Origin of the sequence: Kitasatospora sp. NPDC056184 (assembly GCF_042268405.1) — a bacterium.
Taxonomy (GTDB): Bacteria; Actinomycetota; Actinomycetes; order Streptomycetales; family Streptomycetaceae; genus Kitasatospora.
This window is the reverse complement of sequence record NZ_JBHJUI010000005.1, coordinates 157,666-182,215: the sequence shown is the minus strand read 5'-3', so window position 1 is coordinate 182,215 and position 24,550 is coordinate 157,666. Positions and strand designations below refer to the sequence as shown.

Below are 24,550 nucleotides of genomic sequence, written 5' to 3'. Positions count from 1 at the left end.
GCGGGCGGGTGCCGCCGGACGGTGCGTCCGGCGGCACCTTCGCGCGGTCAGGGCGCGTCGCCGGCCAGGACCGTCGAGGCGCCCCGCGGCTTCTCCTCCTCGTCCTCCCGGGCCTCGGCGGCCCGCAGCGCGCCGGTCGCCAGCAGGTACTGCGCCAGGACGTACGTGGCCATGATCCAGAACTCGTGCCCCGGAAGCTCCCGCCACTTGGCGAGCTTGGTGGCGATCAGGGTGTCCGAGAGCAGGAACAGCGCCCCGCCCAGCCCCGGCCGCACACCCAGCCCGGCCGAGGTCACCGCCGTCGAGGCGAGCAGCAGGCTGTACCCGGCCACCGGGACCCGCAGGTCCCCGAGATCCGGCCAGAGCAGCGCCACCATCGACGCCCAGGCCGCCGCGTACGCCGCCGCGACCACCAGCGTCCGGCGCCGGTCGGTCAGCGCGCCCTGGCCGGCGAACATCGTCACGTAGCAGACGTGCGCCGCCGCGAACGAGCCCATTCCGGCCAGGAACGCCGCGTCCTGGTCGAACTGGAGCAGGACGTCCCCGCCCGCGCTCGCCAGCAGCGCCGGCGCCAGCAGCTTCGGCGCCCGCCGGCCGGCCGCGGCGGCACGCGTGACGCTGTGCGCGGCCAGCAGCGGCATCAGTGCCGGCTTGGTGGCGTGCCGCAGCGCGGGCGTGTCGCTCAGCAGCGCCCCCAGGTGGACCGCCGAGGTGGTGGCGAACCCGGCGAGCAGGCCGGAGGCCGAGCGCAGCCGGCCGCCGAGAACGGCGCGGGTGGTCGTACGGATGCTCATGCGGCGGTGTCCTCCGGGTGGGTGGGGGAGCGGGCGGTGGCGGGGCCGGTGGCCCGTGCCGGGCACGACAGGGGACCGGTGCGGGCTTCGGAAGAGATTGTTACCGGTGCGTAGGTCCGGCGGGGCACCCGGGGTGACGTGTCGCCGGACCGGGCGGTGCGCCGGCGGCCCCGTCCGGGGCGCGGTTGCCGCCGGTTCGCCGCGCGGCCGCCGCCCGGCCGGATGTCGCCGCGCGCCGGGCGGCTGCCAGCGGGGGCCGCGCCCAGCGTCTAGTCTGGTCCCCGACATGGAGCAGCAGGAGTACGCGACCGGCGCCGCACGGACGGCCGGTGGCACGTCGGACGGGCGCACGGGCGGGGCGGGGCGGAGCGCCACCGGCGCCGTCGTCGCCGTACGCGGACCCGCCCGCGGCCCCGTACCCGGCGGCACGGCCGGAGCTGACGCCCCGCAGGACGCCGACGCCGCGGGCGCGCCGTCCGCGGAACTCTCGCCCGACCCAGGGCTGCTCCGGCTCGCACGCTGGTTCGCCGAGGCCGACCCGGTCACCGCCGACGACCTCTGCGCCGCCTCCTTCGGCCTCTACCCGGCCCGTCACTTCGGCGCCCCCGCCGAACCGTCCGCCGCCGACCCCGCCGAGGTCAGCTGGTGGCACGGCCCCACCGCGCACACCCCCGCGCCGCTGCGCACCCGCGAGCCGCGCACCGCCCCGGGCCTGCGCCGCGCCCGCCGCGACGCCGCCGCCCTGCCCGTCGTCCTCTCGGGCGCCAAGCCGGGCCGCCCCGGGCGGCACCGCAGGCCCGAACGCGCCCGGGGCGCCGCCGCCGTGGTGCCGCAGGACCGCTCCGCCGCCGCCACCGCCGCCGAACGCCGGATCGCCGCCCGGCTGCTCCTGGCCCACCCGCTGGTCACCGCCTCCGGACCGCACGCCGACGGCTTCCCGCTGATCCGCCGTCACCGCGACTGGCTCGCCGAGCGCTTCGACGCCCTGCTCGGCTACCCCCTGGTGGTCGGTCCCTGGCACGCCCGCCTGCACAAGGCCGGCCCCGGCCCCGGCGCCGTCCGCCGCCTCGAACACCCCGCCACCGGAGCCCCGTTCACCCCCGGCGGCTACGCCCGGCTCGCCCTGGCCCTGGCCCTGCTCGTCGACGCGCCCGAACGGCTTCCGCTCGGGCGCCTGCTGGCCGCGATGGACGCCGCCGAGCCCGCGCCTGTCGGCCCTGTCGACCCGGCCGACCTCGCCATGGCGCTCGCCGTGCTCGTCGACTGGCAGGTGCTCGCCGATCTCCCGGCCGACACGTCGGCCGCCACGGCGGCCGGCCTCGGGGCCGACCCCGCCGACGCTTCCGCCGTCCTGACGGTCGACCGGGAGCTCGCCCGCGCCGTCCCGGTCGGCCCGCCCGCCCTCGCCGACGACGCCGCCGACCTCGTCCGCCGCGCCGCCGAGGCCGAGCCGGGCACCGCCGTACGCCGCCGCCTCGCCGAGACCCCGGCCGTCCTGGCCGCCGACCTGCCCGAGGACCAGCGCGCCTGGCTGCGCGAGCACCGGCACTCCGGCCCCGCCGCGCTCGCCGACTTCCTCGGCCTGGAGGCGGAGCAGCGGGCCGAGGGCGTCGCCCTGCTCGACCCGGCGGAGGAGCTCACCGACCTCGCCCTGTCCGGCGCCGGGACGGCCGCCCAGGTGGCCCTGCTGCTGGTCGAGCGCCTGGTCGAGGAGGTCCGCCCGCTGCCCGGCGAGACCACCGGCGCCGACGTGCCCGTCCCGGACGCGCTGATAGACGGCGTGCTCGGCGACATCGCCGACGAGTACGGCCTCCCGGCCGGCTGGCACCGCGACTACCTCGCCGACCGCACCGCCCTGCGCCGCGACGCCCTCGACCTGCTCCACCGCATGGGCCTGATCACCACCCGCCCCTCGGGCTGGCTCCTCCGCGCCCCCGCCGCCCGCTACGCCCCGGCCCCCGACCTCCTCCCCGCCCCCGGCACCGGCCGCCACTCCCGCCCCACCCCGGACATCACCGTCCCCGCCCCCCGGGCCGGCCAGCCCGCCTGATGCGGGTGGTCGGTCGTGAGCGTTCGTGGGAGTGGTGGTGCGGGCGGCGCGCTGCGTATGCCGGGATCGGATGTCACCGCCCCCGCCCCGTCGCCCCGTCCCTCGGCCGGGTCGGTCGGCCTGACGCCGGGTGGTCGTGCGGGTCGTGGTGCGGACGCCGTTCCGGCCCGTGCCCGGCCCCGGGTGGTGTCGGCTCGCCGGGCCCGGGTGGCCGTGTGCGTTGTGGTCCGGGCGGCCCCGGCCTCGCGGGGGTCGGTCGCTCTGCCCGGCGGGGTGGGGCGGGAGGGGAGCCATCGGCTCGACCGGCGGCTGCTCGGTCCCCGAGCCGGCCGGCCGGTGTGCCGTCCTCGGATGAGCCCCGGGCCCGGGCGCGTCCGTCTCCCGGCGCCGGGGTCTACTTCCGGACGGTGGCCGTGGCGGTGGCGACGGTGCCGTGCTGGACGGTCTCGACGGTGGCGGCGACGCCCAGGGCGCCCAGGGCGACGGAGGCGAGGACGGCGGTGCCGGCGAGGAAGCGGCGGTGGCGCTGGGGCAGGGGGAAGCGCGGTTCCTGGAGGGTCGCCGAGAGGTTGGCGTTCATGGCACGGAGGCTTCCAGGCCGGTGTGAACGATCGCTACGTGCGGGTGAAGTCCGGATGGGGGATGGGCGTCGGTTCGGGCGATATGTGCAAGGCCGCAGGTCGAGTCCCCATGGCCGGCTGTTCACTCGATCGGGGGACGCCGGTTGCCCCGGCGGACGTCGGCCAGGGCCTCGCCGACCGCGACCCGGACGGCGTCCCGCAGGCCGTGCGCGGGGTGGAAGCGGGGCGGTCCGGCGGACGGGTCGGCGCGCAGCTCCTTCACCAGGGCGACGCAGAGCAGCAGCATCACCGCGACGAACGGCAGCGCGACCAGGATGGTGGCGTTCTGCAGCGCGGTGAGCCCGCCGGCCAGCAGCAGCGCGGCCGCGACGCCGCCCATCAGCACGCCCCAGACCACCACCAGCCAGGTGCGCGGGTGCAGTGAGCCGCGGCTGGAGAGCGAGCCGAGGACGAGCGAGGCGGAGTCGGCGCTGGTGATGAAGAAGGTCATCACCAGCAGCACCGCGATCACGCTGGTCACCGTGCCGCCCGGGAGCGCGCGCAGCATCTCGAAGAGCGAGGCCTCGGCGCCCTGCGGGATGGTCGCCACGAGGTCGGCGGCGCCGGTGGTGTCCAGCCGGATCGCGGTGCCGCCCATCACGCAGAACCAGATGACGGTGGCCCCGCTGGGCACCAGCAGCACGCCGATCAGGAACTGCCGCACGGTGCGGCCGCGCGAGATCCGGGCGATGAAGGTGCCGACGAACGGCGCCCAGGAGAGCCACCAGGCCCAGTAGAAGATGGTCCAGCTGCCGAGCCAGTTCTCGTCGGTGAAGGCGCCGGTCTGGCTGGACATGACGAGCAGGTTGGAGAAGTAGCCGCCGACGGTCGAGGGGATGGCGTCCAGCACGAAGACGGTCGGGCCGACGAGGAAGACGAAGACCATGATCAGCGAGGCCAGGACGACGTTGGCGGTGGAGAGCCACTTGACGCCCCGGTGCACGCCGGAGAAGGCGGAGAGCACGAAGGCGGCGGTCAGCGCGCCGATGATCACCAGCTGGGTGCGCTCGCTGTTGTCGACGTCGGTGACGTAGCCGAGGCCGTCGGCCACCTGGAGGGCGCCGAGGCCGAGGCTGGTGGCGGAGCCGAAGACGGTGGCGAACACGGCGAGCAGGTCGATCGCCTGGCCCTTCCAGCCGTTGGCGCCGCTCTCGCCGATCAGCGGGACGAACGCGGCGGAGATCCGGTTGCCCCGGCCCTTGCGGAAGGTGGTGTAGGCGAGCGCGAGGCCGCCGATGGCGTAGATCGCCCAGGGGTGGAGGGTCCAGTGGAAGAGCGAGAACTCCAGTGCCTGCCGGGCGGCGGCCGCGGACTCGGGTTCGATGCCGGAGCCGGGCTGCGGGGCGGCGAACAGTTGGAGCGGCTCGCCGACGCCGTAGAACATCAGGCCGATGCCCATGCCCGCGCTGAACATCATGGCGACCCAGGCGGTGGTGGAGAACTCCGGCTCGTCGTCGTCGCGCCCGAGCCGGATCCGGCCGAACCGGCTGAAGGCGAGCAGCACGGTGAGGGCGAGGAAGACGTCGGCGGCGACGACGAAGAGCCAGCCGAAGTTGTGCAGGACCCAGCCGAGGGCGGTGCCGGAGGTCCGGCCGAGGGAGTCCTCGGCGAAGACGCCCCAGGCGACGACCCCGAGCACCGCGGCGGCGCCGATCCCGAACACGATCCGGTCGGTGGGGAGGGTGGCGGCGGGTTCGTCCGGCGGCTCGGTCGGCTGACTGGTCATGGGGTACCTCTCGCGGCGAACTGGCGGGCCGGCGGCGTGCGGGCGTCGACGACATGATCGGAAGGGGATACATGTCGTACTATGTCCAGTTCTCGCCGGGAGAGGCGGCAGGGCACGCCGGGGAGGTGCGACCTGGGGCGGCGTCAGGTGCCGGGCGTCAGCTGTCGGGCGTCAGGCGGCCGCGTACGGGCGCGACGGCGGCACGGCCGCGTCCAGGTACCCGGCCAGCGCCCGCCGGCTGCGGGTCAGCTCGGCGATGCGCCCGTCGAGCTCGGCCAGTTCGCCGCGGAGGGTGCCGAGCAGGTCGGGGCAGGCCTCCAGGGCGGGGACCGGCCCGGTCGCGCAGGGGAGGATCTGCGCGATCACCCGGGTGGACAGGCCCGCCGCGAGCAGGCTGCGGATCTGGCGCACCCGGACGGTGTCGCCCTCGCCGTACTCGCGGTAGCCGCCGGCCGAGCGGGTGGGTTCGAGCAGGCCCTGCTCCTCGTAGTACCGCAGCAGGCGGGTGGACACCCCGGTCAGGCGGGCGAGTTCTCCGATGCGCATGACCGGGCAACGCCCCCGCCCGGCGGGGTGTTCCCCTCCGCCGGGCCACCGGGCCCGTCAGGCCCGGTCGGTGTCCGGGCCGCCGTCGGCGTCCGCCAGGAAGCCCAGCAGCAGGTCCCGGAGCTCCGGAAGCCGTTCCACCACCGGCAGGTGGCCGGACGCCAGCTCGGCCAGCCGGGCGCCGGGGATGCCCTCGGCCAGCGCGCGGTGCTGCTGCGGCGGCACCAGGCCGTCCTCGGTGGTGGAGACGACCAGGGTCGGCACGGCCACCCGGGCCAGCTCGGCGCGGACGTCGGCGCGGCCGGCGAGCTCGAACTGCCAGCGGAAGCCCGCCGGGACCGGTGCGGCGGCCAAGGCGGCGCGCAGCTCGGCGAACTCCTCGTCGGGCAGCGCCTCCACCCAGGTGGCGCCGAAGACGACGGCCAGCGAGTGGTCGGCCAGCAGCGCGGGGTGCGCGGTGAGGGCGATGGCCTGGTCGGCGAGCAGCCGCAGCCGCCGCGAGCCGCCGGCCACCCCGGCGAGCAGCAGCAGCGAGCGGACCCGGCCCGGGTGGCGGGTGACGATCCGGACCGCGACGGCGGCGCCGAGCGAGTAGCCGACGAGGTCGAAGTCGGCGAGGCCGGCCGCGTCGGCGGCGGCCACCAGGCGGTCGGCCAGTTCGTCGAGCGAGTGCGCCGCGCCGGGCTCGTCGGGGCTGTCGCCGGAGCCCGGGTAGTCGGGGGCGACGACGGTGCGGTGGGCGGCGAGGTCGTCGAGCAGCGGGCCCCAGTTGTCGTGGACGCTGCCGCCGGCGCCGTGGGCGAGCAGCAGCCCGGGGCCGGTGCCCCGGACGGTCCGGGCGAGGGGGGCGAAGGGGGTGGGGGACACGGTCATGGCGGTGCTCCTGTTCCGGTGCTGCGGAGGCCGGGGGTCGGCCCGTTCCCGGACGGTAGGAGGTGACACCGGTGAGAAGGTCAAGTCCACGGAACTCCGCGATCGCCTGACGCGGCGACGGTGGCGCACCTATGATCCCGTACGTGACCGGGGGACTCCGCGCTGTGACGCCCACCGGGCGGCCCGCGGCTGTGACCGGCGCCGCCCGGGCCCGCCGTGTCCCGCCGCTCCGCGGCCGTTGTCACTGTCGCTGAGCCCGTTCCGCCTCCCCGCGACCGCTCGCCCGCCATCACCGCGATCCCTCACCGAACGGGAGTGTGCCCATGTCCGCCCCAACCCCCGAGGAAGCCGCCTACGACCGGCTCCGCCGCCGTCAGTGGCAGGTCGGCGAGGCCCGTGCCGACGGCATCGAGCGTCGTGGCCTGCTGGGCCTGCTCGCCGCCGCCGGAGCCGTCGTCACCCCGGTCGCGGGCGCGCTGACCGGGCCGCAGCGGGCGGCCGCCGCCCCGGTGCCCGCGCCGACGCCCGCGCCGGTCACGCCTCAGGGCGCCCCGGTCGGCGCGGCGGCCGCTGCCGGACCGGTGCCCGGGATCGTCAAACCGCTGCCCGCCGAGTGGTTCGTCCCGCGCGGGACCAACGCCGAGATGCGGTTCGACGCGCTGCGCGTCGGCGCGGACGGCGCCCCGGTCGGCCGGCACGTCCCGGTGGAACGGTTCTTCGTCCGCAACCACACCAGCACCCCGCTGATCGACGCCGGGAGCTGGCGGTTGCGGCTCTTCGGCAGCGGCCTGCGCGGCGCCCCGACGGCGGACCGGCCCGTGGAATTCTCGCTCGACGACCTGCGCGACCTGCCCTCGCACGCGATCAGCGCGCTCATCGAGTGCGCCGGCAACGGCCGCAGCTTCTACGCGAGCCAGCAGGGCCGGACCGTGCCCGGCACCCCGTGGACGCTCGGCGGCATCGGCTCGGCCCGCTGGCGCGGCGTGCGGCTGGCGGAGGTGCTGCGCCGGGCGGGCCTGACGGCCGGTGCGGTGGACGTGATGCCCGCCGGGCTCGACCCGGAGCCCGTCGTCAACGGCGTGAACCTCGGCCGGGTGCGCCGCCCGTTGCCCGTCGCCAAGGCGCTGGACGACGTGCTGCTCGCCTATGAGATGAACGGCGAGCCGCTGACCCCCGACCACGGCGCGCCGGTCCGGGTGGTGGTGCCGGGCTGGGTCGGGATCGCCTCGATCAAGTGGGTCGGCACCGTCGAGGTCTCCGACCGGCCGCTGTACTCGCCCTGGAACACCGACACCTACCGCCTCTTCGGCCCCGACTACCCGCCCGGCGGCAGCGCGCCGCTCACCACCCAGGTGGTGAAGAGCGCCTTCGAGCTGGCCCGCGACGCCGTGCTCCCGGCCGGGCGCGCGCACCGCCTGCACGGCCGCTCGTGGTCCGGCGCGGCGCCGGTCCGCCGGGTGGAGGTGTCGGTCGACGGCGGCCGGCACTGGCGCCGGGCCGAGCTGGGCGACGAGCCGCGCGCCGGGAACTGGACGCGCTGGAGCTTCGACTGGCGCCCGGAGCGGCCCGGCCCGTACGAGCTGCGGGCACGCGCGACCGACCGCCGGGGCAACACCCAGCCCGAGGTGTCGGTGTTCAACCGCGAGGGGTACCTGTTCGACGCGGTGGTGGTGCACCCGGTGACGGTGGCCTGAGCGCCCGCCCCGGGCCGGGCGCTCGGCCCCGGTGGCGACGGCCGGCGGGCGCGGCGCCGACTCCCGCGCCGTCCGGCCCGGCCGTTCCCCCGTCCGGCCCGGGGCGGGGCGCTCAGGCCTTGGACCGGACCTCGTACGGGGCCGGGTAGGCGGTCTCGTACGGCGTCAGCACCAGTCGCACCACGTCCTCCAGCCGCCGGCGGGCGTCGCCGAGCGTGGTGCGGCCGGTCACCCAGGCGGTCAGCTCGCCCTGCCAGGCGTGGCCGACGATGTGCCGCACCAGGTCGCTCGCGGCGGCCGGCACCTCGTCGGCCATCACCGCCTGGAGCGCCGTGCTGTCGGCCCGGGCCATGCCCTGCAGGGCTTCGCTGGCGAAGGGGTCGGTGGAGGCGGCGACGGCCACCCGTAGCCGGGCCAGCTCGGGCTGGCGCTGGTAGGCCCGCATGCCGCCGCGGACGAACCGCGCCACCCGGTCGGTGGCGCCCAGGCCGGCGCGCGGTCCGCGCAGCTCCGCCACCAGGTCGGCCAGCAGCAGCCGGTGCCATTCGGCGATCGCCGCCGCCAGCAGGTGGTCCTTGGAGGAGAAGTAGCGGTACGCCGTCCCCAGGGCGACTCCGGACCGCTCGCAGACCTGTTTCATCTGGAGCCGTTCGACGCCGATCTCGTTCACCAGGGCGAGCGCGGCCGCGATCAGGCCCTCGCGGCGTTCGAGCTGACGCGGAGACATCGCCTCCACCGGTCGTGGTGACAGGTCAACCTTGGTCACCCGCACCATGATACGGGCCGGGGCCGCTCAGGAATATGACGCCGTCCGGCCGCCCGCCGTTCGTCCCCCGGCCACCGGGTGGTGGCGGGGGTGGAACGGCGGCCGGTCCGACGGCCCGGGTGGCGGCGGTTCGGGGCGGTTCAGCGCGGTGCGACCAGGCGTTCGCGGATCAGCGCCTCCTGGACGGCGGAGGCCACGAGCCGGCCCGCGCGGTCGTAGAACTCGCCCAGCGCCAGCCCGCGGCCGTCCGAGGAGGACGGGCTGCGCTGCGCGAACAGCAGCCACTCGTCGGCCCGGAAGGGCCGGTGGAACCACATCGCGTGGTCCAGCGAGGTCATCAGCAGCCGGGGCGGCTCGGTGCGCTGGAAGAAGTTCGGCTGGACGTGCAGTCCGGCCGTCGAGGCGAGCGTGAGGTCCGAGAGGTAGGTGAGCGCGCAGACGTGCAGCAGCGGGTCGTCGTCCGGCAGCGGCGAGCCGGTGCGCAGCCAGACGAACTGCTGCGGCATGCCGGGCACGGCCGGCGGCACGCCCGGGGCGTCGGCCGGGACGAACCGCAGCTCCAGGTCGCCGAAGCCGGTGTCGGCCAGCGCGGCGCGGGCCTCGTCGTCCCAGAGCTCGAAGGCGTCCGGCAGTTCCTCGGGCCCCGGCAGCCGCGGGACCTCCCGGTGCCGGTCGGCGGCGGGCTCGGGGCGCTTGAAGGAGGCGGAGAGGCTGAAGACGGCCTCGCCCCGCTGGACCGCGGTCACCTGCCGGGTGGCGTAGGAGGTGCCCTGGCGGACCCGGTCGACCCGGTACTCGATGGGGCGGCTCGGGTCGCCCGCGGTCAGGAAGTAGCCGTGCAGCGAGTGCACCGAGCGGTCCGTCCCGATGGTCCGCCCGGCCGCCACCAGGGCCTGCGCGGCGACGTGCCCGCCGAACGCGCGCATCGGCGCACCGGCGTGGCAGTGGCCGCGGAACGTGTTCTCGTCGAGCCGCTCGATCCGCAGCAGCTCGGCGAACGGGCCGACCGTGCCGGTGGCCCGTCTGTCCTGTTCGGTCAGCTCTGTCACAGGGCCATAGTGGCAGAAGCGGGCCGTGACCCGGTGTGACCTGGGTAACCCGGGAGGCGAACACACTTGCTAGAACGTGTTCCACAATTCGAAGACCGGGGGGTGCCCGGAGGTCGGCTGTCAGTGCCCTGACCTAACGTGCTCGGCATGTCGCAATCCGCACACGCGTACGCCTATCTGCGCCCGTCCGCCGTCCTGGACGGCGAGGCCGGCCGGCGCCTCGCCCTGGAGACCTCCGGCGGCACCACCCCGCTCGGGGCGGCCGCCCATCCGCGGTTCTTCGCGGGTTTCCTGGCCGAGCCCGCGCCGGCCGCCGCCGCGCTGCTCGCCGTCGCCGACGTCGCCGCCGCCCGCTACTACCAGCCCCAGCTGCGCGCCTCGCTGGACCCGGTGGTCACCGCCAACGGCGACCGGCTCCGCTTCGAGTCCTTCTCCGGCTGCTGCGGCGTCTACGCCCGCCTCGACGTGCTCGCCGCCGGCCTGGACGGCGACGAGATCGGCCACGGCACCACCAACGTCGACGTCAACAACCCGCTGCGCGAGGCGCTCACCCGGATCGGCCCCGCCGAGCCGCTGCACCTCGCGGTCGGCCCGGACGCCCTGGAGGTCACCACCTTCGACGGGCCGGTCGTCGAGAAGAAGGTCCCGCTGCCGGAGCGCTGGCTGCGCGGCTTCGCGGAGACCCAGGTCACCGCCGCCGGCTTCGACCTGCGCGCCGAAGTGCCCGCCGCCGAGGCGGTCCGCTTCCTGCGCTCGCTGCCGCGCGGCGGCGGCCGGGCGGGCGCCCGCACCGCGCAGTGGGTGGTGCCGGCCGGGCGGACGCTGCGGCCCACCACCCGGCCGGTGCCCGGCGCGGTCTGCCTGCCCGGGCCCGAGCGGCTGGCCGCCCTGCAGCGGGTGCTGCGGCACGCGCGGGCACTGCGGGTCTACGGCCCGCCGGTCGCCGGGGGCGGCCCGGCCGCCTCCGCCTGGGAGGTCGAGCTGCCCGGGATGCGGCTGACCCTCACCCTCTCGCCGGACGCCTCCCGGGGCTTCAGCGGCGAGGGCGGGGTGCTCGGCGCGCTCGCCACCGGCACCGCCGAGCAGGACGCCGACCTGGTCTCGGCGCTGCTCGCCTGGGAGCCGCGGATCGAGATCGCCGAGCTCGCCGAGCAGTCCGGGCTCACGGCGGCCCGGGTGCGGGCCGCGCTCACCCGGCTCGGCACCGCCGGGCAGATCGGCTACGACGCCGCCGAGGCCGCGTACTTCCACCGGCAGCTCCCGTACGACGCGGGGCGCGCGGAGGCGGCCAACCCGCGGCTGAAGGCCGCCCGGGCGCTGGTCGCGGCCGGGGCGGTGCGGCTGGAGGAGGGCGGCACGACGGCCGTCGTCACGGTCGGCGACCACGTCCAGCGGGTGCGCACGGAGGCGGGCGGCGCGGTCGGCTGCACCTGCCTGTGGTGGGCGAAGTACCGGGGCGGGCGCGGGCCGTGCAAGCACGTGCTGGCGGTCGGGATGGTCCGCGAGGAGCGGGCGGCGGGCGGGACGGTCGGCGGAGTGCGGGAAGGAGCGGCGCGATGAGCACCGGGACGGTGAGGACGGCGGAGACGGTGGAGACGGATCGGACGGCGGAGGGCACCGCGGGCCCGGCGGGGTCGGCGGCGGTGGAGGCCCTGCTGGCGGCCGTCCGCCTGGGCCGGGTCCGGGAGGTTCCGGGGCTGCTCGCCGGGCTCGGGCCGGCCGAGCGGCGCTCCTGCGTCCCGGTGCTCAAGGAGCTGCGCCGCACCACCCGCGGCGAATGGTCCAAGGAGGCCCACCGGCGGATGTGCGCGCTGCTGGTGGCCGGCGCCGGCTGCCACCCCGGCGCGGCCGGGGCCGCCACCTGGATCGGCGCCCGGGACTTCACCGGCCGCTCCTGGGCCCGCGACCCCGCCCTCGCCGAGGTCGTCGAGGCGCAGCCGGTGGAGTGGCAGATCGAGGTGGTCGGCCGGCTGGCCGCCAAGCGCGGCTCCGCTTGGAGCTGGGACCTCTATCCGCTGATCGAGCGGGTGGTGCGGCGCACCGGCTGCCCGGTGCCGGCCTCCGACGACTTCGTCGCCGAGTGGCTGCGCTCGGCGGCCGGCGCGGAGCGCGGCCCGCGCGGCAACGCCACGACCCTCCTGGAGCGGCTGCGGACCGACACCTTCACCTCCGTCCTGCTGCCCCGGGTGTTCGAACTCGGCGACGTCTCCTGGACCCTGGACTACACGTACACCACCCGTTCGGGTGACACCTGGCCGTCGGCGATCGCCGGACTCGCCGAGTCCGGCCACTTCGGGCGCGAGGAACTGATCGACCTCTGCCTCGGCCGGCTGGTGCGCGGCGGCAGGACCCCCGACCAGCGTTCGTTCCTGGCGGTGCTGACCGCGATCGCGCCCACGCCGCAGGAGTACGCGGCCCGGGTCCGCGACCTGCTGGCGCTGCTCGACGGCCCCTCGGGGGTGGCCGGCCACGCCCAGCAGGTGCTCGCCGGGCTGGACGAGGCCGGGCTGGTCGCGCCGGAGGTGGCCGGGGAGGCCTCGGCGGTGGTGCTGTTCCGCAGCGAGAAGAAGCTCGTGCGCGCCCAGCTCGCCTGGCTGGAGCAGGCCGCCAAGCGCTCGCCCGAGCGCTCCGGTCCGGTGGTGCTGGCCGCCGCCGAGGCCTTCGGCCACCCCGACAGCGCCCTCCAGGAGCGGGCGCTCAACCTGGTCGCCCGCCGGCTCAAGGCGGCCGGCGGGGCCGTCCTGCCGGAGCTGCTGCTCGCCGCCGAGGCGCTCCACCCCGCCCACCACGCCCGGGCCGGCGAGCTGTTCGGCGCACCCGTGGGCGGCTCGGGGGACGACGACACCGCCTGGAGCGAACTGCTGCCGCCCGCCCCGGTGCCCGCCCCGCTCGGCGAGCCGCTCGCCACCCCGGCCGAGGTCGCCGAGGAGCTGGCGGTGCTGCGGGCCGCCGAACGGCCGGACGTCGCCGTCTTCGAGCGCGTCCTGGACGGCCTGGTCCGGCACGCCCACCGCGACCGGGCGGCGCTCGCCGGGGCGCTGGAGCCGGTGCTGCGGGTGAACCCGTGGCAGGACGCCGGCCGCTGGCAGGACTGCGGCCCGGGCGACGCGCTCTACCTCGCGGCGGTGGTCGCCGGGCAGGCCGACCCGCACCGGCGCGGCTTCGTCTTCCGCCACAAGGGCCGCGACCCGCTGCGCGGCACCCACAACACCGAGTACGGCAACGTGCTGGCGGCCCGGATCACCGAGGCCGCCGAGCGGGTCACCACCGACGCCCCGCCGTACCTGCTCGCCACCCCGACCGACGCCACCGGCGCGATCGCCGCGGCCGTGCTGGTCGAGCGCCTCGCCGGGTACGAGGCGGCCGGCGTCACGGCCGGTCCGGCCGACCTGGGCGCCGCGCTGCTGAGGACCGCTCCGGCGGCGGACCCGGCCGTGCTCGCCGCGGCCGACCGGCTGACCTCGGCGGCCGGGCGGTGGGCGGCCGCCTGGCTGCGCGGGGGCGGCCTGCCGGACCAGGCCTCGGAACGGGTGCACTTCGCCCCCGGCACCGGCTCCAAGCGTCCGCGGCGCTACGAGGAGCGCTGGTGGGAGGACGTCCGGCGGATCTCCGTCGCCCAGCGCGGCGCCTCCGGCCCGGCCGGCCCCGCGCGCGAGCGGCTCGCCCCCGAGTTCCGGGCCCTGCTGGAGGGCACCGAGCCGAGCGTGGCCCGGGCCCGCCGGTCGAACGAGTGGCTCTGGGAGCCCACCGCGCACTGGGCCGCGATGCTCCCGCACCACCGCGAGGAGCTGGCCGCCAGCTGGCTGGACCGGTTCGCCGACGGCGCCGACCGCGAGCGGCGCGGCGCCGCCCCGCTGCTGGTCGTGCTCGCCGAGGCCGGCGGCCCGGCCGGGCTCGCCCTCCACCTCGCCCTCGCCTACGGGCTGGGCGCCCGGTTCCCCGAGGACCGCGCCGCCGCCGTCGACGCCCTGCTCGTCCTCGCCGCCCGCGGCGACCTGGACGGCGCCCTGCTCGGCCGCGAGCTGGGCGAGCTGGTGGCGCTCGGCACCGTCAAGCCGAACCGCCTCGCCGGCGCCCTCACCACCGCCGCCGACACCGGCGCCCACGCCACCGTCTGGTCCGTCCTGGCGGCCGCCCTGCCGGCCCTCCTCGGCGACGAGGTCCTGCGGGGCACCGTGGACCTCCTCGCCGTCGCCGCCGACACGGCCCGCCGCAGCGCCGCCCGCGGCCCGATCCCCGAAGTCACCGCCACCGCCGCCCGCCCTGGCACCAGCCGCCTCCTGAAGGAGGCCCGCACCCTCCGCGACCTCCTCGCCGCCACCCCCTGACCGCCCCGCCGCCCCGCCCCGGCCCCCGCCCCGCCGGGCGGGGGCCGGGGCGACCCTTGCGGTGGGCGGCGACGGTGGGCCGCGCCCGTGATCTCCGTGCCGCCTCCGGTCCCGCCCTCGGCCTCCGGCCCCTGCCTCGGAGCGAGTTCGAGAACGGTCGTTCTTGACTGAGCGTTCTTGAACTCCTAGAGTCCTCGGCATGGGAAGACCACGCGCCTTCGACGAGGAACAGGCTGTGCGGGCGGCGGCGGAGTTGTTCGCCGCCCGTGGGTACGAGGGGACCTCGGTGGACGATCTCGTCACCGGGCTCGGTGTGCACCGGGGGAGCCTCTACAAGGTGTTCGGGAGCAAGCGCGGCCTGTACCTCGCCGCGCTGCGCCGGCACCTCGACGAGGAGGTGCTGCCGCTCGCGGCGGCGCTGCGGGAGGCGGAGGGGCTCGGCGCGCTGCTGGCGCAGGCCGTCGCCGCGTTCGACGGCGGGCCGGCCGCCGGGTTGCTGCTGTCGGCCGCCGTGGAGCGGGCCGGGAGCGATCCGGACGTCGGGGCGCTGGTCGGCGAGGGGCTGGCCGCGCTGGACGAGGCGGTCGAGCGGGCCGGCGGCACCGACGCCGGTGCCGCCGGGGTGCTCGCCGCGACCGTCCTCGGCCTGCGGCTGCGCGCCCGCGCCGGTCTCGGCGGACCGTCCGCCGACGCGGTGCTCGCCTTCGCCGGCCGCGTCGGCTGACCGCCGGACGGCCTTCGACCGGTCCGGACATCCGCCGGCCGGACATCCACCAGCAGTCCATTCAGCAGTCCACCAGTGGGAGGAAGCAGTTCCATGGCCCGTGTGAGCATCACCGACCGGACCCTCGTCGTCGAGATCGAGGGCCTCGACCGGCTCTGGGCGGTCCGCAGCCGGATCGAGATCCCGCTCGCCAACGTCCGGGGCGCGACCGTCGACCCCGGGATCTTCCGGGAGCCCAAGGGGATCAAGGTCGGCGGCACCCACTTCCCGGGAGTGATCACCGCCGGTACCTTCCGCTCGGGCGGCGAGTGGGTCTTCTGGGACGTCAAGAACCCCGCCAAGGCCGTGGTGATCGAGCTGGCCGACGAGCGCTACAGCCGGCTGGTCGTGGAGGTCGACGACCCGCGCGCCACCGTCGACCTCGTCGAGCACGCCAAGCGGCCCGCCGCCTGACGGCCCGCCGGGGCGATCGCCGGGGCGGCAGGGCGGGGAGGCCGGGCGGTGCGTCCGGGCGGGGCGGCGCATCCTAGGGTGATCACGACCCCCGCCGCCGCGCCCGCCCGGAGCCCCCGTGCTGCACCTGCGTCTGATCGTCCCCACCGACCTGCGCGACCCCGTGCTGACCTGCCTGGACGACTGCGTCGGGGTGACCCATGTGGTCCTGCTGCCCGACGCCGCCGTCCGGCCGCCCGGGGACGTGGTGCTCTGCGACGTGGCCCGCGAGTCGGCGGACGAGGTGCTGGCCGGGCTGCGCGCGACGGGGCTGACCGCCCGCGGGGCGATCGACGTCCAGGAGGTCGAGCTGACGCTCTCGGCCGCCGCCGACGAGGCCGAGCGGCTCGCCCCCGGCGAAGGGGCGGACGCGCTGGTGTGGGAGGCGGTCTCCGAGATCACCCACGAGGAGTCCACCCTCACCGGCGTCTACCTGGCCTTCCTCACCGTGGCGACGATGCTGGCCGCCTGCGGCGCGGTGCTGGACAGCGCGATCCTGGTGGTCGGCGCGATGGCGGTGGGGCCGGAGTTCGGACCGCTCGCCGGCCTCTGCGTGGCCCTGGTGCAGCGGCGGGCGCGGCCCGCGCTGCGCTCGCTCAACGCGCTGGTCGCCGGTTTCGCGGTGGCGATGGCGCTGACCGTCGCGTTCGCCCTGCTGATGGACGGGCTGGGGCTGTTCAGCCACGGGAGGTTCGACGCGGCGCGGCCGAACACCTCGTTCATCTGGCAGCCCGACGCCACCTCGTTCGTGGTGGCCTTCCTCGCGGGCATCGCCGGACTGCTCTCGCTGACCTCGGCCAAGGCGGGCATGCTGGTCGGCGTGGCGATCTCGGTGACCACGGTGCCCGCCGCCGCCAACGCGGCGGTCGCCCTCGGGTACGGGGACTTCCGGCAGTTCTGGGGCTCCAGCGCGCAGCTGCTGCTGAACATGGCGGGGATCGTGCTGGCCGGGGTGCTGACGCTGCTGGTGCAGCAGGGCGCCTGGCGGCGCATCCGCCGCGAGGCCGCCGCCGGCCGCCGGTCCGCCTGAGCGGCGACGGAGGGACGGCCCGGTCAGACCGGCACGCCGTCGCCCCCGGCCGCCGCCCGGGACCGCGACCCGTCGGCCGCGGCGGCCGGGCCGTCCGGCACCACCAGCGGCGCGCCGTCCCGGGCCGGTGCGGCCACCGCCCGCCACCAGCGCCGCAGCGCCGGCGGCTCGGCCGGTTCGAAGGGCTTGCCGGGCCGCGGCACCGCCAGCCGGGCGCCCTGCGCCCGCGCCGCGGCGACCACCCGCTCGGCGGGCTCCTCCCACGGGTGCGGGGCGAGGTTGAAGGTGCACCAGTGGATCGGCAGCAGCAGTTCGCCGCGCAGGTCGAGGTGGGCCCGCACACCCTCCTCGGGCGTCATGTGGACGTCGGGCCAGAAGTCGCTGTAGGCGCCGACCTGCATCATCGTCGCGTCGAACGGGCCGAGCCGGCGGCCGATCTCCGCGAAGCCGGCGAAGTGGCCGGTGTCCCCGCTGTGGAAGACGGTCCGGCCGCCGCCGGCCACCACCCAGGACGCCCAGAGGAAGAGCGGGCTGGTGCGCGGGCCGCGGCTGCAGTAGTGGCGGGCGGGGGTGGCGGTCAGCGTCAGCCCGGCCACCTCGGCCGACTCCCACCAGTCGAGTTCGACGATCCGCTCGCCCGGCACCCCCCAGTGCTCCAGGTGCGCCCCGACGCCGAGCGGGACGGCGAAGGCCGCGCCGGTGCCGATCAGCGCCCGGACGGTGTCCATGTCGAGGTGGTCGTAGTGGTCGTGGGAGACGACGACCACGTCGACCGGGTCGAGTTCGGCGAGCGGCAGCGGCACCGGGTGGAGCCGCTTGGGCCCGGTCCAGGAGAACGGGGAGCAGCGCTCGCCCCAGACCGGGTCGAACAGCACCCGGCGGCCGCCGATCTCGGCGAGCACCGTGGCGTGGCCGAGCCAGGTGAGCCGCAGGCCCGAGGCGGGCGGCTCGGCGAGGTCGGCCGGGAGCAGCCGGTGCAGCGGCACGGCGGCGGCCGGCGCCCGCCGCGCGCGGTCGGCCGCCAGCTGGGCGCGGGTGACCTCCAGCGGGCTGCGCGCGGAGACCATCCGCCGGGTCGGGACGGGGTTGCGGAAGGCGCCGCCGGCGAACTGGGGCGAGCGGCGGATCCGGGCCAGCCGCTCGCCGCGCGGCTCGGCGCCGAAGGCGTCGGTCCGGACCCGGTGCCAGGCCGCCCGGGGCAGCCCGGCGAGTCCCGCCAGGTCGGGGAGCGTGCCGAGGGCGGAGGAGGCCGAGGTGGACGCGGCGGAGGACAGCGCCGCGGGCAGACCGAGGACTCGGGAGTACCACGGGGCGGCTGGGCGGGGCACGGCACCTCCAAGGACGGCAACGGATACCTGGCACGCCGGGGCGCGTACCCGCCGACCGGGACGTCGGTTCGGTACGACAACCGTCTCGTCGGAGATTACTCGTGGTCGGCCGACCGGACCCGGCGAGCGGCGGCCGCCGTCCGCCGACCAGGGGCCTTCCCCCGGGATCAGGCGTAGAAACGGGTGATCGTGTCGGCGACGCAGTGCGGCTTGGCGCTGGCCCCGCTGGTGATGGTGAACCGGACCACGGCCTGCACGCCGCCGGGAACCTCGGTGGCGGAGACCAGCTCGGCCTTGGCCCGGATCGCCGTGCCGACCGGCAGCGGGGCCGGGAAGCGGACCTTCTCCGAGCCGTAGTTGAGCGCCATCCGCACGCCCTCGACGCCGTAGCACTCCTTGGCCAGCACCGGGATCATCGACATCGTGAGGTAGCCGTGCGCGATGGTCGAGCCGAACTGGCTCTCCTTCGCCCGCTGCGGGTCGACGTGGATCCACTGGTGGTCGCCGGTCGCCTCGGCGAACAGGTCGATCCGGGCCTGCTCGACGGTGTGCCACTGGCTGGTGCCCAGCTCGGTGCCGACGGCGGCGGTCAGCTCGGCGAGGGAGGCGAAGGTCGTCACGGGGCGCTCCTGGGACGGGGGAGGGTCGGCGGTGCGGGTTGCTGCGAACTCCGCAGAACTCCGCAGAGTATGCCTACTCGCCGGTCACCTGTCAGGGGGTTCCCGGGAACGGCCGACGGTCCTCGAACCGGCGTTCCCCGGGGCGGCCGGTGCGGGTCAGGCGTACGAGCCGGCGCGGGTCGGGAACGCGGAACGGGGTGGGTCGGGCGTGCGAACCGGTGCGGGTCAGGCGTGCGGAACGGGGCGGCCGGACGCGGTCAGCCGGCGGCCGCTGATCAGTTCGGGCACCAGCGAGACGACCATCGGCTCCGGGTCGTCGACCCAGGGCCGCAGACCCGAGCGCAGGGCGCGGCGGACCAGCTCCGGGTCGCGCAGGACGTCCGCCCGGCCGTGCACCAGCACGCTCCAGCCGCTCCGGGTCACCGGGTCCAGCTGGTCGGCCTGGAAGGCGACGACGGTGCCGTCCAGCCCGCGCGCGGTGGCGCTTCCCCGGCGCACGGCCAGCAGCAGGCGCCCGTCCGGCGCGACCTCGAAGGAGACCGGCAGGACGGCCGGCAGCGCGTGCTCGGTGTACACCACGCGTCCGACGGGCACGGTGCTGAGCAGGCGCAGGCACGTGTCCGCGCCGAGTTCCTCCAGCTGGTCGTCACGGTCCATGGGTCCGATGGTCCCCCTCCCGCGCGCGGGCCGACAGGGCCCATGGTCCCTGGGCGGTAGGGCCTTGCGGCCGTCCCCGGACGGCCGGGGGCGCCCGGGAGCGGGACCGGGCGGTGCCCCGGGACGGTTCCCGGGCGCCGATCGGATGCCGGTCCGACGGCGGCCGGACACGGGATTCGGCCCCGGAACGCCGTCGGAGGGCCCGACGGGGGCGGCCCGGGACGATAGCCTGCCCGGCGGTGGCACCGGGGCGCGCCGGGCGTGCCGGGAACTGAACGGCGCCGCCGGAGAAGGCAGGGCGGCGTGCGCGGCAGGGCCGGAGCGAACGGCGGAGCGGACGGCGGAACGGTTCGGCGGCCCCGGGAGGCCGGGGCCGGGCAGGAGGGGGCGGTGCGGGTGGCAAGCGGGGTCGATCTGGTGGTCATCGGGGCGGAGGGCGGGCCGGACCGCGCCTTCGGGGGGTCCGCGCACGCGGCCGAGGGCGCCCGGTTACTGGCCGACGTCCTGCCGGGGATGTGCTTCGACGCCGGCGCGGCCGGCAGCCGGGTCGCCGTGGTCGACCCCGGCGCGGACGCCAACACCATGCTCACCGCCGTCCGGGAGGCGGCCGCCCGCCCGGGCCGCTGGCTGCTGGTGTGCCTGGTGGGCCAGTTGGTGGCCGACCCGCGCGGCCGCCGGCTCGCCCTGGTGACGGCGGGCTCCACCGCCGACAACGCCTACCGGCGCGGGCTGGCCTGGGACTGGGTGGTCAGCGCGATGGTGCACGGCGACCAGGAGGAGGCGCTGCTGCTGGTCGACGCGGTCGCCGACAAGGACACCTGGGCGGCGCTGGAGCGCGGTGGCGGCGAGGACGGCGCGGGCGAACTGCTCAGCTACTCGCGGGTCCCGCTCTGGGGCCGGATCGGCCGCCACGCGCCCGGCCGCTACACCCCGGGCCGGCGCGGCCGGGAGGCCGTCCTGCCGGGCGGCCCCGGCTCGTTCAGCCAGGCGCTCACCACCGTGCTGCACCAGGGCGTCCCGGGCGCTCCGGCCGCCGTCGGACCGCACGAACTGCAGCCGTCGGTCGGCGCACTGCTCGACGGTGGCGCCCCGACGGAGGGCGCGGGCGCCGGTGCGCCCCCGAACCAGCCCGACGCGCCGGGTGTGCGCCTGCTCGTCCCGCCGGAGGGCGGACGCCTTCTGATGCGCAATCGGGCGGCGGTTCGGGGGGCATTGGCCGGATTGTCGCTTTCCGAGGAACTGTTGGCCCTCCTGTGGCGGGAAAGTGAGCCGACGGATCCGCCTTCCGCGTAAGGTCAGGAGGCCCCAGGTGTTGCCGTGAAGGCCCGGTTTGGCGAAGAATCGATGCTCGCGGGAGAACACTGGCGGGACGGTGGAATTCTTCTGGCGGCCCCGGTCCACACCCGGGGTCGGCTGCGACGAGGTGGGGCGATGCGGCGGCGCGGAATTGTGTTGCGCCCTGGGGCGGTTGGTGCCAGTGCGCTGGTTCTGGCGTTGCTGCTGGGCGGTTGCGCGGGCAGTGGGTCCGGTGGTTCCACCGATCGCTTGGGGACGAACGCGCCCACGGTTGCGGGGGTGACGGCGGTCCCTCCTTCGGGTGGTTCCGCAAACGTCGGTAACGCGCCGACCGACGGGCCGGAAGGGTCCGCCGCGAGAGCGGCCCTGAGTGCCTATCAGGACTGGTGGCAGGCGCAGGCGGAGGCGTTCGGGAAGGCCGATTCGGACGGTTCCCGATTCGAGATCTTCGCCTCGGGCAAGGCGCTGACCGAAGCCCTGGTGAATCTCCGTCAGCTGCACGAGGCGAAACTGGTGATGACGGGTGAGCCGCGGAATTCCGCGGTGGTGAAGTCCGTCGACCTGACCGCCGATCCGCACACCGCCGTGATCGAGGACTGCCTGGACGTGTCCGGGTGGCACCAGGCGGACGCCGCCACGCTCGCGGTGAAGGATCCGCCCGACCGGCTCAACCGGTATGTGGCGACCGTTTCCCTGCGACTGTTCCAGACGCGCTGGCTGATCAACGAGTTCAAGCGGGAGGTGGGACGCACATGCTGAAACCGGTACGGCGATTGGTGATCGGCACGCCGCTGTTCGCCGGATTGCTCCTGGCGCCGACGGGCACCGCGGCGGCCGATCCTCCCAACCCCACGGGGGGCGCGACGCACTGCGAGATCACCGTCATCTGCAACGACGGGGGCCAGCACGGGAGCACGCCGCCTCCTTCCGGCGGCGGTGGCGGAGGAGGGGGAGGGGGCGCCTCGGGGCCGCAGCTCTGCTCCTGGAACGGCCAGGTCCTCGCCTGCAACGACCCGGAGCTGGGCTGGTTCAGCGCCAGCAGCGGCTGCTACTACCGGGTCCTCAACCCGCAGCCCCCGGCCGGGGATCGGAGCTGGGACGGCCACGACCCCAAGGACGGGACCGTCTACAACGTGACCTGCCGTTCCTCGGACGGTTCGATCTCTCCGCCCGCGGCGACGTTCCTCGCCCAGGCGCCCGTTCCCGCGCCGCCGGACCCGCGGGCCGAGGCCGACCGGTACGTCCACCAGAAGATGCGCTTCCACCCCCCGGTGCTCGGGTTCGCGCCCAAGAAGGACCCGGTGGTGGGAGGGAACGTCTGGCTCTGGCTGGAGGACCCGAAGAAGCCGGCCACGGACGTGCTGGACCTGGGCGCCCTCAAGGTGACGGTCACCCCCCGGGTGGCCTCGGTGAAGTGGGACCTCGGCGACGGCACCAAGGTGACCTGCAAGGGCGAGGCCGCGGTCGGCACCCCGTACGACGTCAAGTACGGCGCAGCGCCGTCGCCCACCTGCGGCCACGTCTTCAAGACCGGCTCCGGTACGAAGAAGGGCGGCGTGTTCACCGGCAACGTCGAGGTGATCTGGATGAACGACGTGACGGTGTCCGACGGCACCAAGGTCGACCCGATCGAGATCCGGGTCTCCGTGGACCAGGTCAGCTTCCGGGTCGCCGAGGTCCAGGTCCTCAACTAGCCCGCCGGACACGGCGGCACGCACAGCAACCCCCCGACGAACGACGCAGGAAGGCCGAAACCCGGTGGAGAACCGTACAGTTGCCACGCCCGGCCCCGGCGCGTCCGCCCCGGCGAGCGCGGCCACCGCGCCCGCCCCGGCGGCCGTGCCGGAGCAGCGGCGCGGGCAGCCGCGCACCCCCGGGCGGACGCTCGGCGCGCGGCGCCGGCGGCCCGCCGTGCTGGCGATGGCGGTGGCCCTGATAGCCGCGGGCGGGCTGGGCGGCGCGGTGCTGTACAACAGCACCGGGCAGCGGGTCGCGGTGCTGGCGCTCGCCCGGGACGTGCCGTGGGGGCAGGTGCTGACGGAGGCCGACCTGGTCGTCGTCCGGATCGCGAGCGACCCGGCGCTCAAGCCGCTGGACGCCGCCGACCGGGCCAAGGCGGTCGGGATGCGGGCCTCCACCGACCTCCACCGGGGCGGGCTGCTCACCAAGTCCGACCTCGCGCAGTCGCTCGTCCTCAACCCCGGGCAGCTGCTGGTCGGCGTCTCGGCCCGGCGCACCCAGCTGCCGGCCACCCGGCTCCAGCCGGGCCAGCCGGTGATCGTCGTCTACACCCCGGACGGCGCGCGGTCCGAGACGCTCGCCGCCACCGTCTACACCGTGGGCCGGGTGGACACCGACGGCAGCCAGGTCTTCGACGCCGTCGTCGACCAGGCGGACGCCGGCAAGCTCGCGGCCTGGGTCTCCACCGGGCGGATCCAGGTGGTGGTGGCGCCGCGTGCGGCCGCCGGCGCTCCCGCCACGGGTGCGCCGGCCACGGGCACGCCCGCGAGCGGCGCCCCGGCCTCCGGCGCGCCGTCGGCCTCGGCGCGCCCGGCCGCCTCCGGGTCGCCCGCCGCGCCTGCCGCCGCCTCCGGCACGCCCGCGGCGTCCGGTGCCCCGACCGGGGCGGGCGGGAACTGACATGGCCGTCATCGCGGTGGTCGGCGCCCCGGGGGCACCCGGCGCCACCACGACGGCGCTGGCGCTGCTGCTGGCCTGGCCGCTGCAGCCCGGCCGCCGCGTCCTGCTCGTCGAGTGCGACCCCGACGGCGGCGCCGTCCTGGCCGGCGCCCTGGAGGGCCGGGTCGAGGCGGTCTACGGGCTGCGCAACCTCGCCGTGGCCGACCGGCGCGGGCTGCTCGGCCAGACCCTCTGGGAGCAGCTGATCGACATCTCGCCGGAGGGCAACGCCGAGCGCCTGCTGCTGCCCGGCCTGACCGACCCCGTCCAGGCCCCAGGCCTCGCCTACACCTGGGAGCCGCTGGTGGAGGTGCTGCGCGGGCTGGAGCCGCAGGGCTACGACGTGATCCTCGACCTCGGCCGCTCCGGGGCGACCGGCACCAGCGCGGTGCTGGCCCGCCGGGCCGACGTGGTGGCCGCCACCGTGCGCACCACCCTGCGCGGGCTGAGTGCCGTCCGGCCCCGGCTGACCGCGCTCGCCGAGGACCTCGCCACCGCGGGCACCGGCTCGGACGCGCTGGGCCTGCTGCTGATCGCGGAGGGGCCGTACTCGGGGGCGGAGGTGTCCCGGGAGCTCGGGCTGCCGGTGCTCGGGCTGCTGCCGCACGCGCAGCGCACGGCCCGGGTGCTGTCGGACGGCGGGGACGTCACCGACCGGCGGTTCATCCGCTCGGAGCTGATGCGGACGGCGCGCTCGGCGGCGGACGAGATCCAGTTGACGGTCCGCCGGCGGCGGCAGCGGCTCGCGCCCGCCCCGGCGCAGCTCACGGCGGGACCGGCGGCGCCGCCGGCCCAGGCCCCGGTGCCGGTGCCGGGAGCAGGGCCGGCCGCCCCGGTCGGGCCGCAGCCCGGCGCCGCCGGGTACGACTACGCCCGCCCCGGGCCGGTGGAGGCGGCGCAGCCCGCGCAGCCGTCCGGACCGGCGTCGTACCCGCAGCAGCCGTCCCACCAGCAGTCCCACCAACAGCCCCACCAGCAGCCGTACGGCCCGGTGCCGCCGGTGATCACGACCGGTCCGGTGGCGCCGCTCGCCGGGCTGGCGCCGCAGCCGGCCGCCCCCGCGCCGTTCCCCGGGCACGGCGCGCCGCCGCAGCAGCAGGCCGCGCCGTACCCGGGCGCGGACGCCGCCGCCCAGCCGTACCCGAGCGCCCAGCCGTACCCGGACACGCAGCCGTACCCGAGCGCCCAGCCGTACCCGAGCGCCCAGCCGTACCCGGACACGCAGCCGTACCCGAGCGCCCAGCCGTACCCGAGCGCCCAGCCGTACCCGGACACGCG

General features: G+C 76.7%; 22 protein-coding genes. 12 read left to right on the top strand and 10 right to left on the bottom strand.

The genetic code is table 11. The features are described 5' to 3' along the window. Positions 1-47: 47 nt before the first annotated feature. Positions 48-794: a lysoplasmalogenase gene (locus tag ACFC0B_RS12750; RefSeq protein WP_376085392.1), complete on the bottom strand. Its 747-nt coding sequence runs from the start codon at positions 792-794 to the stop codon at positions 48-50. A gap of 286 nt (positions 795-1,080) precedes the next feature. Between ACFC0B_RS12750 and ACFC0B_RS12745 the strand changes: the two genes are divergently transcribed. Then, entirely contained in the window at positions 1,081-2,844 is a 1,764-nt protein-coding gene (locus tag ACFC0B_RS12745; protein WP_376085390.1) for a DUF2398 family protein, read from the top strand. Positions 2,845-3,238: 394 nt separating this feature from the next. Here ACFC0B_RS12745 and ACFC0B_RS12740 read toward each other — a convergent pair whose 3' ends face one another. From ACFC0B_RS12740 to ACFC0B_RS12725, 4 genes are all read right to left on the bottom strand, one after another. Beyond that, positions 3,239-3,424 carry a hypothetical protein gene (locus ACFC0B_RS12740; protein ID WP_376085388.1) on the bottom strand — a complete coding sequence of 62 codons (186 nt, stop codon included), beginning with the start codon at positions 3,422-3,424 and terminating at the stop codon, positions 3,239-3,241. A gap of 122 nt (positions 3,425-3,546) precedes the next feature. Next, positions 3,547-5,190 carry a BCCT family transporter gene (locus ACFC0B_RS12735; protein WP_376085385.1) on the bottom strand — a complete coding sequence of 548 codons (1,644 nt, stop codon included), beginning with the start codon at positions 5,188-5,190 and terminating at the stop codon, positions 3,547-3,549. Positions 5,191-5,361: 171 nt separating this feature from the next. After that, positions 5,362-5,736: a MerR family transcriptional regulator gene (locus tag ACFC0B_RS12730; protein ID WP_376085383.1), complete on the bottom strand. Its 375-nt coding sequence runs from the start codon at positions 5,734-5,736 to the stop codon at positions 5,362-5,364. A gap of 57 nt (positions 5,737-5,793) precedes the next feature. Next, positions 5,794-6,609, bottom strand: coding sequence for an alpha/beta fold hydrolase (locus ACFC0B_RS12725; RefSeq protein ID WP_376085381.1), 816 nt, complete (start codon positions 6,607-6,609; stop codon positions 5,794-5,796). A 323-nt stretch (positions 6,610-6,932) separates the two neighbouring features. Between ACFC0B_RS12725 and ACFC0B_RS12720 the strand changes: the two genes are divergently transcribed. Beyond that, a complete protein-coding gene (locus ACFC0B_RS12720; RefSeq protein WP_376085379.1) occupies positions 6,933-8,303 on the top strand; it encodes a sulfite oxidase in 1,371 nt (456 codons plus the stop codon). Between the two features lie 112 nt (positions 8,304-8,415). Here the strand turns inward: ACFC0B_RS12720 and ACFC0B_RS12715 are convergent, their stop codons facing one another. Continuing rightward, positions 8,416-9,069, bottom strand: a complete 654-nt coding sequence (locus ACFC0B_RS12715) for a TetR/AcrR family transcriptional regulator (RefSeq protein ID WP_376085378.1) — start codon at positions 9,067-9,069, stop codon at positions 8,416-8,418. Positions 9,070-9,209: 140 nt separating this feature from the next. After that, positions 9,210-10,118 carry an acyl-CoA thioesterase gene (locus ACFC0B_RS12710; protein WP_376085375.1) on the bottom strand — a complete coding sequence of 303 codons (909 nt, stop codon included), beginning with the start codon at positions 10,116-10,118 and terminating at the stop codon, positions 9,210-9,212. Between the two features lie 147 nt (positions 10,119-10,265). Here ACFC0B_RS12710 and ACFC0B_RS12705 point away from each other — a divergent pair, with 147 nt between their 5' ends. The 5 genes from ACFC0B_RS12705 to ACFC0B_RS12685 all read left to right on the top strand — a co-directional run bounded on the left by ACFC0B_RS12705 (position 10,266) and on the right by ACFC0B_RS12685 (position 16,692). Further along, complete coding sequence (locus tag ACFC0B_RS12705) at positions 10,266-11,678, top strand: SWIM zinc finger family protein (RefSeq protein WP_376085374.1); 1,413 nt, start codon at positions 10,266-10,268, stop codon at positions 11,676-11,678. Then, positions 11,675-14,446, top strand: coding sequence for a DUF6493 family protein (locus ACFC0B_RS12700; RefSeq protein WP_376085372.1), 2,772 nt, complete (start codon positions 11,675-11,677; stop codon positions 14,444-14,446). Before ACFC0B_RS12705 ends, ACFC0B_RS12700 begins: the two co-directional genes overlap by 4 nt. A gap of 199 nt (positions 14,447-14,645) precedes the next feature. Further along, positions 14,646-15,170 carry a TetR/AcrR family transcriptional regulator gene (locus ACFC0B_RS12695; RefSeq protein WP_376085370.1) on the top strand — a complete coding sequence of 175 codons (525 nt, stop codon included), beginning with the start codon at positions 14,646-14,648 and terminating at the stop codon, positions 15,168-15,170. A 93-nt stretch (positions 15,171-15,263) separates the two neighbouring features. Continuing rightward, complete coding sequence (locus ACFC0B_RS12690; RefSeq protein WP_376085369.1) at positions 15,264-15,623, top strand: hypothetical protein; 360 nt, start codon at positions 15,264-15,266, stop codon at positions 15,621-15,623. 118 nt (positions 15,624-15,741) lie between these two features. Then, positions 15,742-16,692, top strand: a complete 951-nt coding sequence (locus ACFC0B_RS12685) for a DUF389 domain-containing protein (RefSeq protein WP_376085366.1) — start codon at positions 15,742-15,744, stop codon at positions 16,690-16,692. A gap of 23 nt (positions 16,693-16,715) precedes the next feature. Here ACFC0B_RS12685 and ACFC0B_RS12680 read toward each other — a convergent pair whose 3' ends face one another. The 3 genes from ACFC0B_RS12680 to ACFC0B_RS12670 all read right to left on the bottom strand — a co-directional run bounded on the left by ACFC0B_RS12680 (position 16,716) and on the right by ACFC0B_RS12670 (position 19,297). Next, a complete protein-coding gene (locus ACFC0B_RS12680) occupies positions 16,716-17,912 on the bottom strand; it encodes an MBL fold metallo-hydrolase (RefSeq protein WP_376085960.1) in 1,197 nt (398 codons plus the stop codon). Between the two features lie 275 nt (positions 17,913-18,187). Further along, positions 18,188-18,640: a MaoC family dehydratase gene (locus ACFC0B_RS12675; protein WP_376085363.1), complete on the bottom strand. Its 453-nt coding sequence runs from the start codon at positions 18,638-18,640 to the stop codon at positions 18,188-18,190. A gap of 225 nt (positions 18,641-18,865) precedes the next feature. Further along, complete coding sequence (locus ACFC0B_RS12670) at positions 18,866-19,297, bottom strand: pyridoxamine 5'-phosphate oxidase family protein (RefSeq protein ID WP_376085361.1); 432 nt, start codon at positions 19,295-19,297, stop codon at positions 18,866-18,868. Positions 19,298-19,687: 390 nt separating this feature from the next. Here ACFC0B_RS12670 and ACFC0B_RS12665 point away from each other — a divergent pair, with 390 nt between their 5' ends. From ACFC0B_RS12665 to ACFC0B_RS12645, 5 genes are all read left to right on the top strand, one after another. Further along, the gene (locus ACFC0B_RS12665; protein ID WP_376085359.1) at positions 19,688-20,590 is read left to right on the top strand and encodes a hypothetical protein; all 903 of its coding nucleotides are present in this window, start codon (positions 19,688-19,690) and stop codon (positions 20,588-20,590) included. A 24-nt stretch (positions 20,591-20,614) separates the two neighbouring features. After that, the gene (locus tag ACFC0B_RS12660; RefSeq protein ID WP_376085357.1) at positions 20,615-21,352 is read left to right on the top strand and encodes a hypothetical protein; all 738 of its coding nucleotides are present in this window, start codon (positions 20,615-20,617) and stop codon (positions 21,350-21,352) included. After that, positions 21,346-22,287, top strand: coding sequence for a hypothetical protein (locus ACFC0B_RS12655; RefSeq protein ID WP_376085354.1), 942 nt, complete (start codon positions 21,346-21,348; stop codon positions 22,285-22,287). Before ACFC0B_RS12660 ends, ACFC0B_RS12655 begins: the two co-directional genes overlap by 7 nt. 64 nt (positions 22,288-22,351) lie before the next feature. Then, positions 22,352-23,233 (top strand): SAF domain-containing protein, encoded by an 882-nt coding sequence (locus ACFC0B_RS12650; protein WP_376085352.1) that lies wholly within the window; start codon positions 22,352-22,354, stop codon positions 23,231-23,233. Between the two features lies 1 nt (position 23,234). Beyond that, the coding region (locus ACFC0B_RS12645) for a hypothetical protein (protein WP_376085350.1) at positions 23,235-24,550 on the top strand (1,316 nt) is incomplete at its 3' end.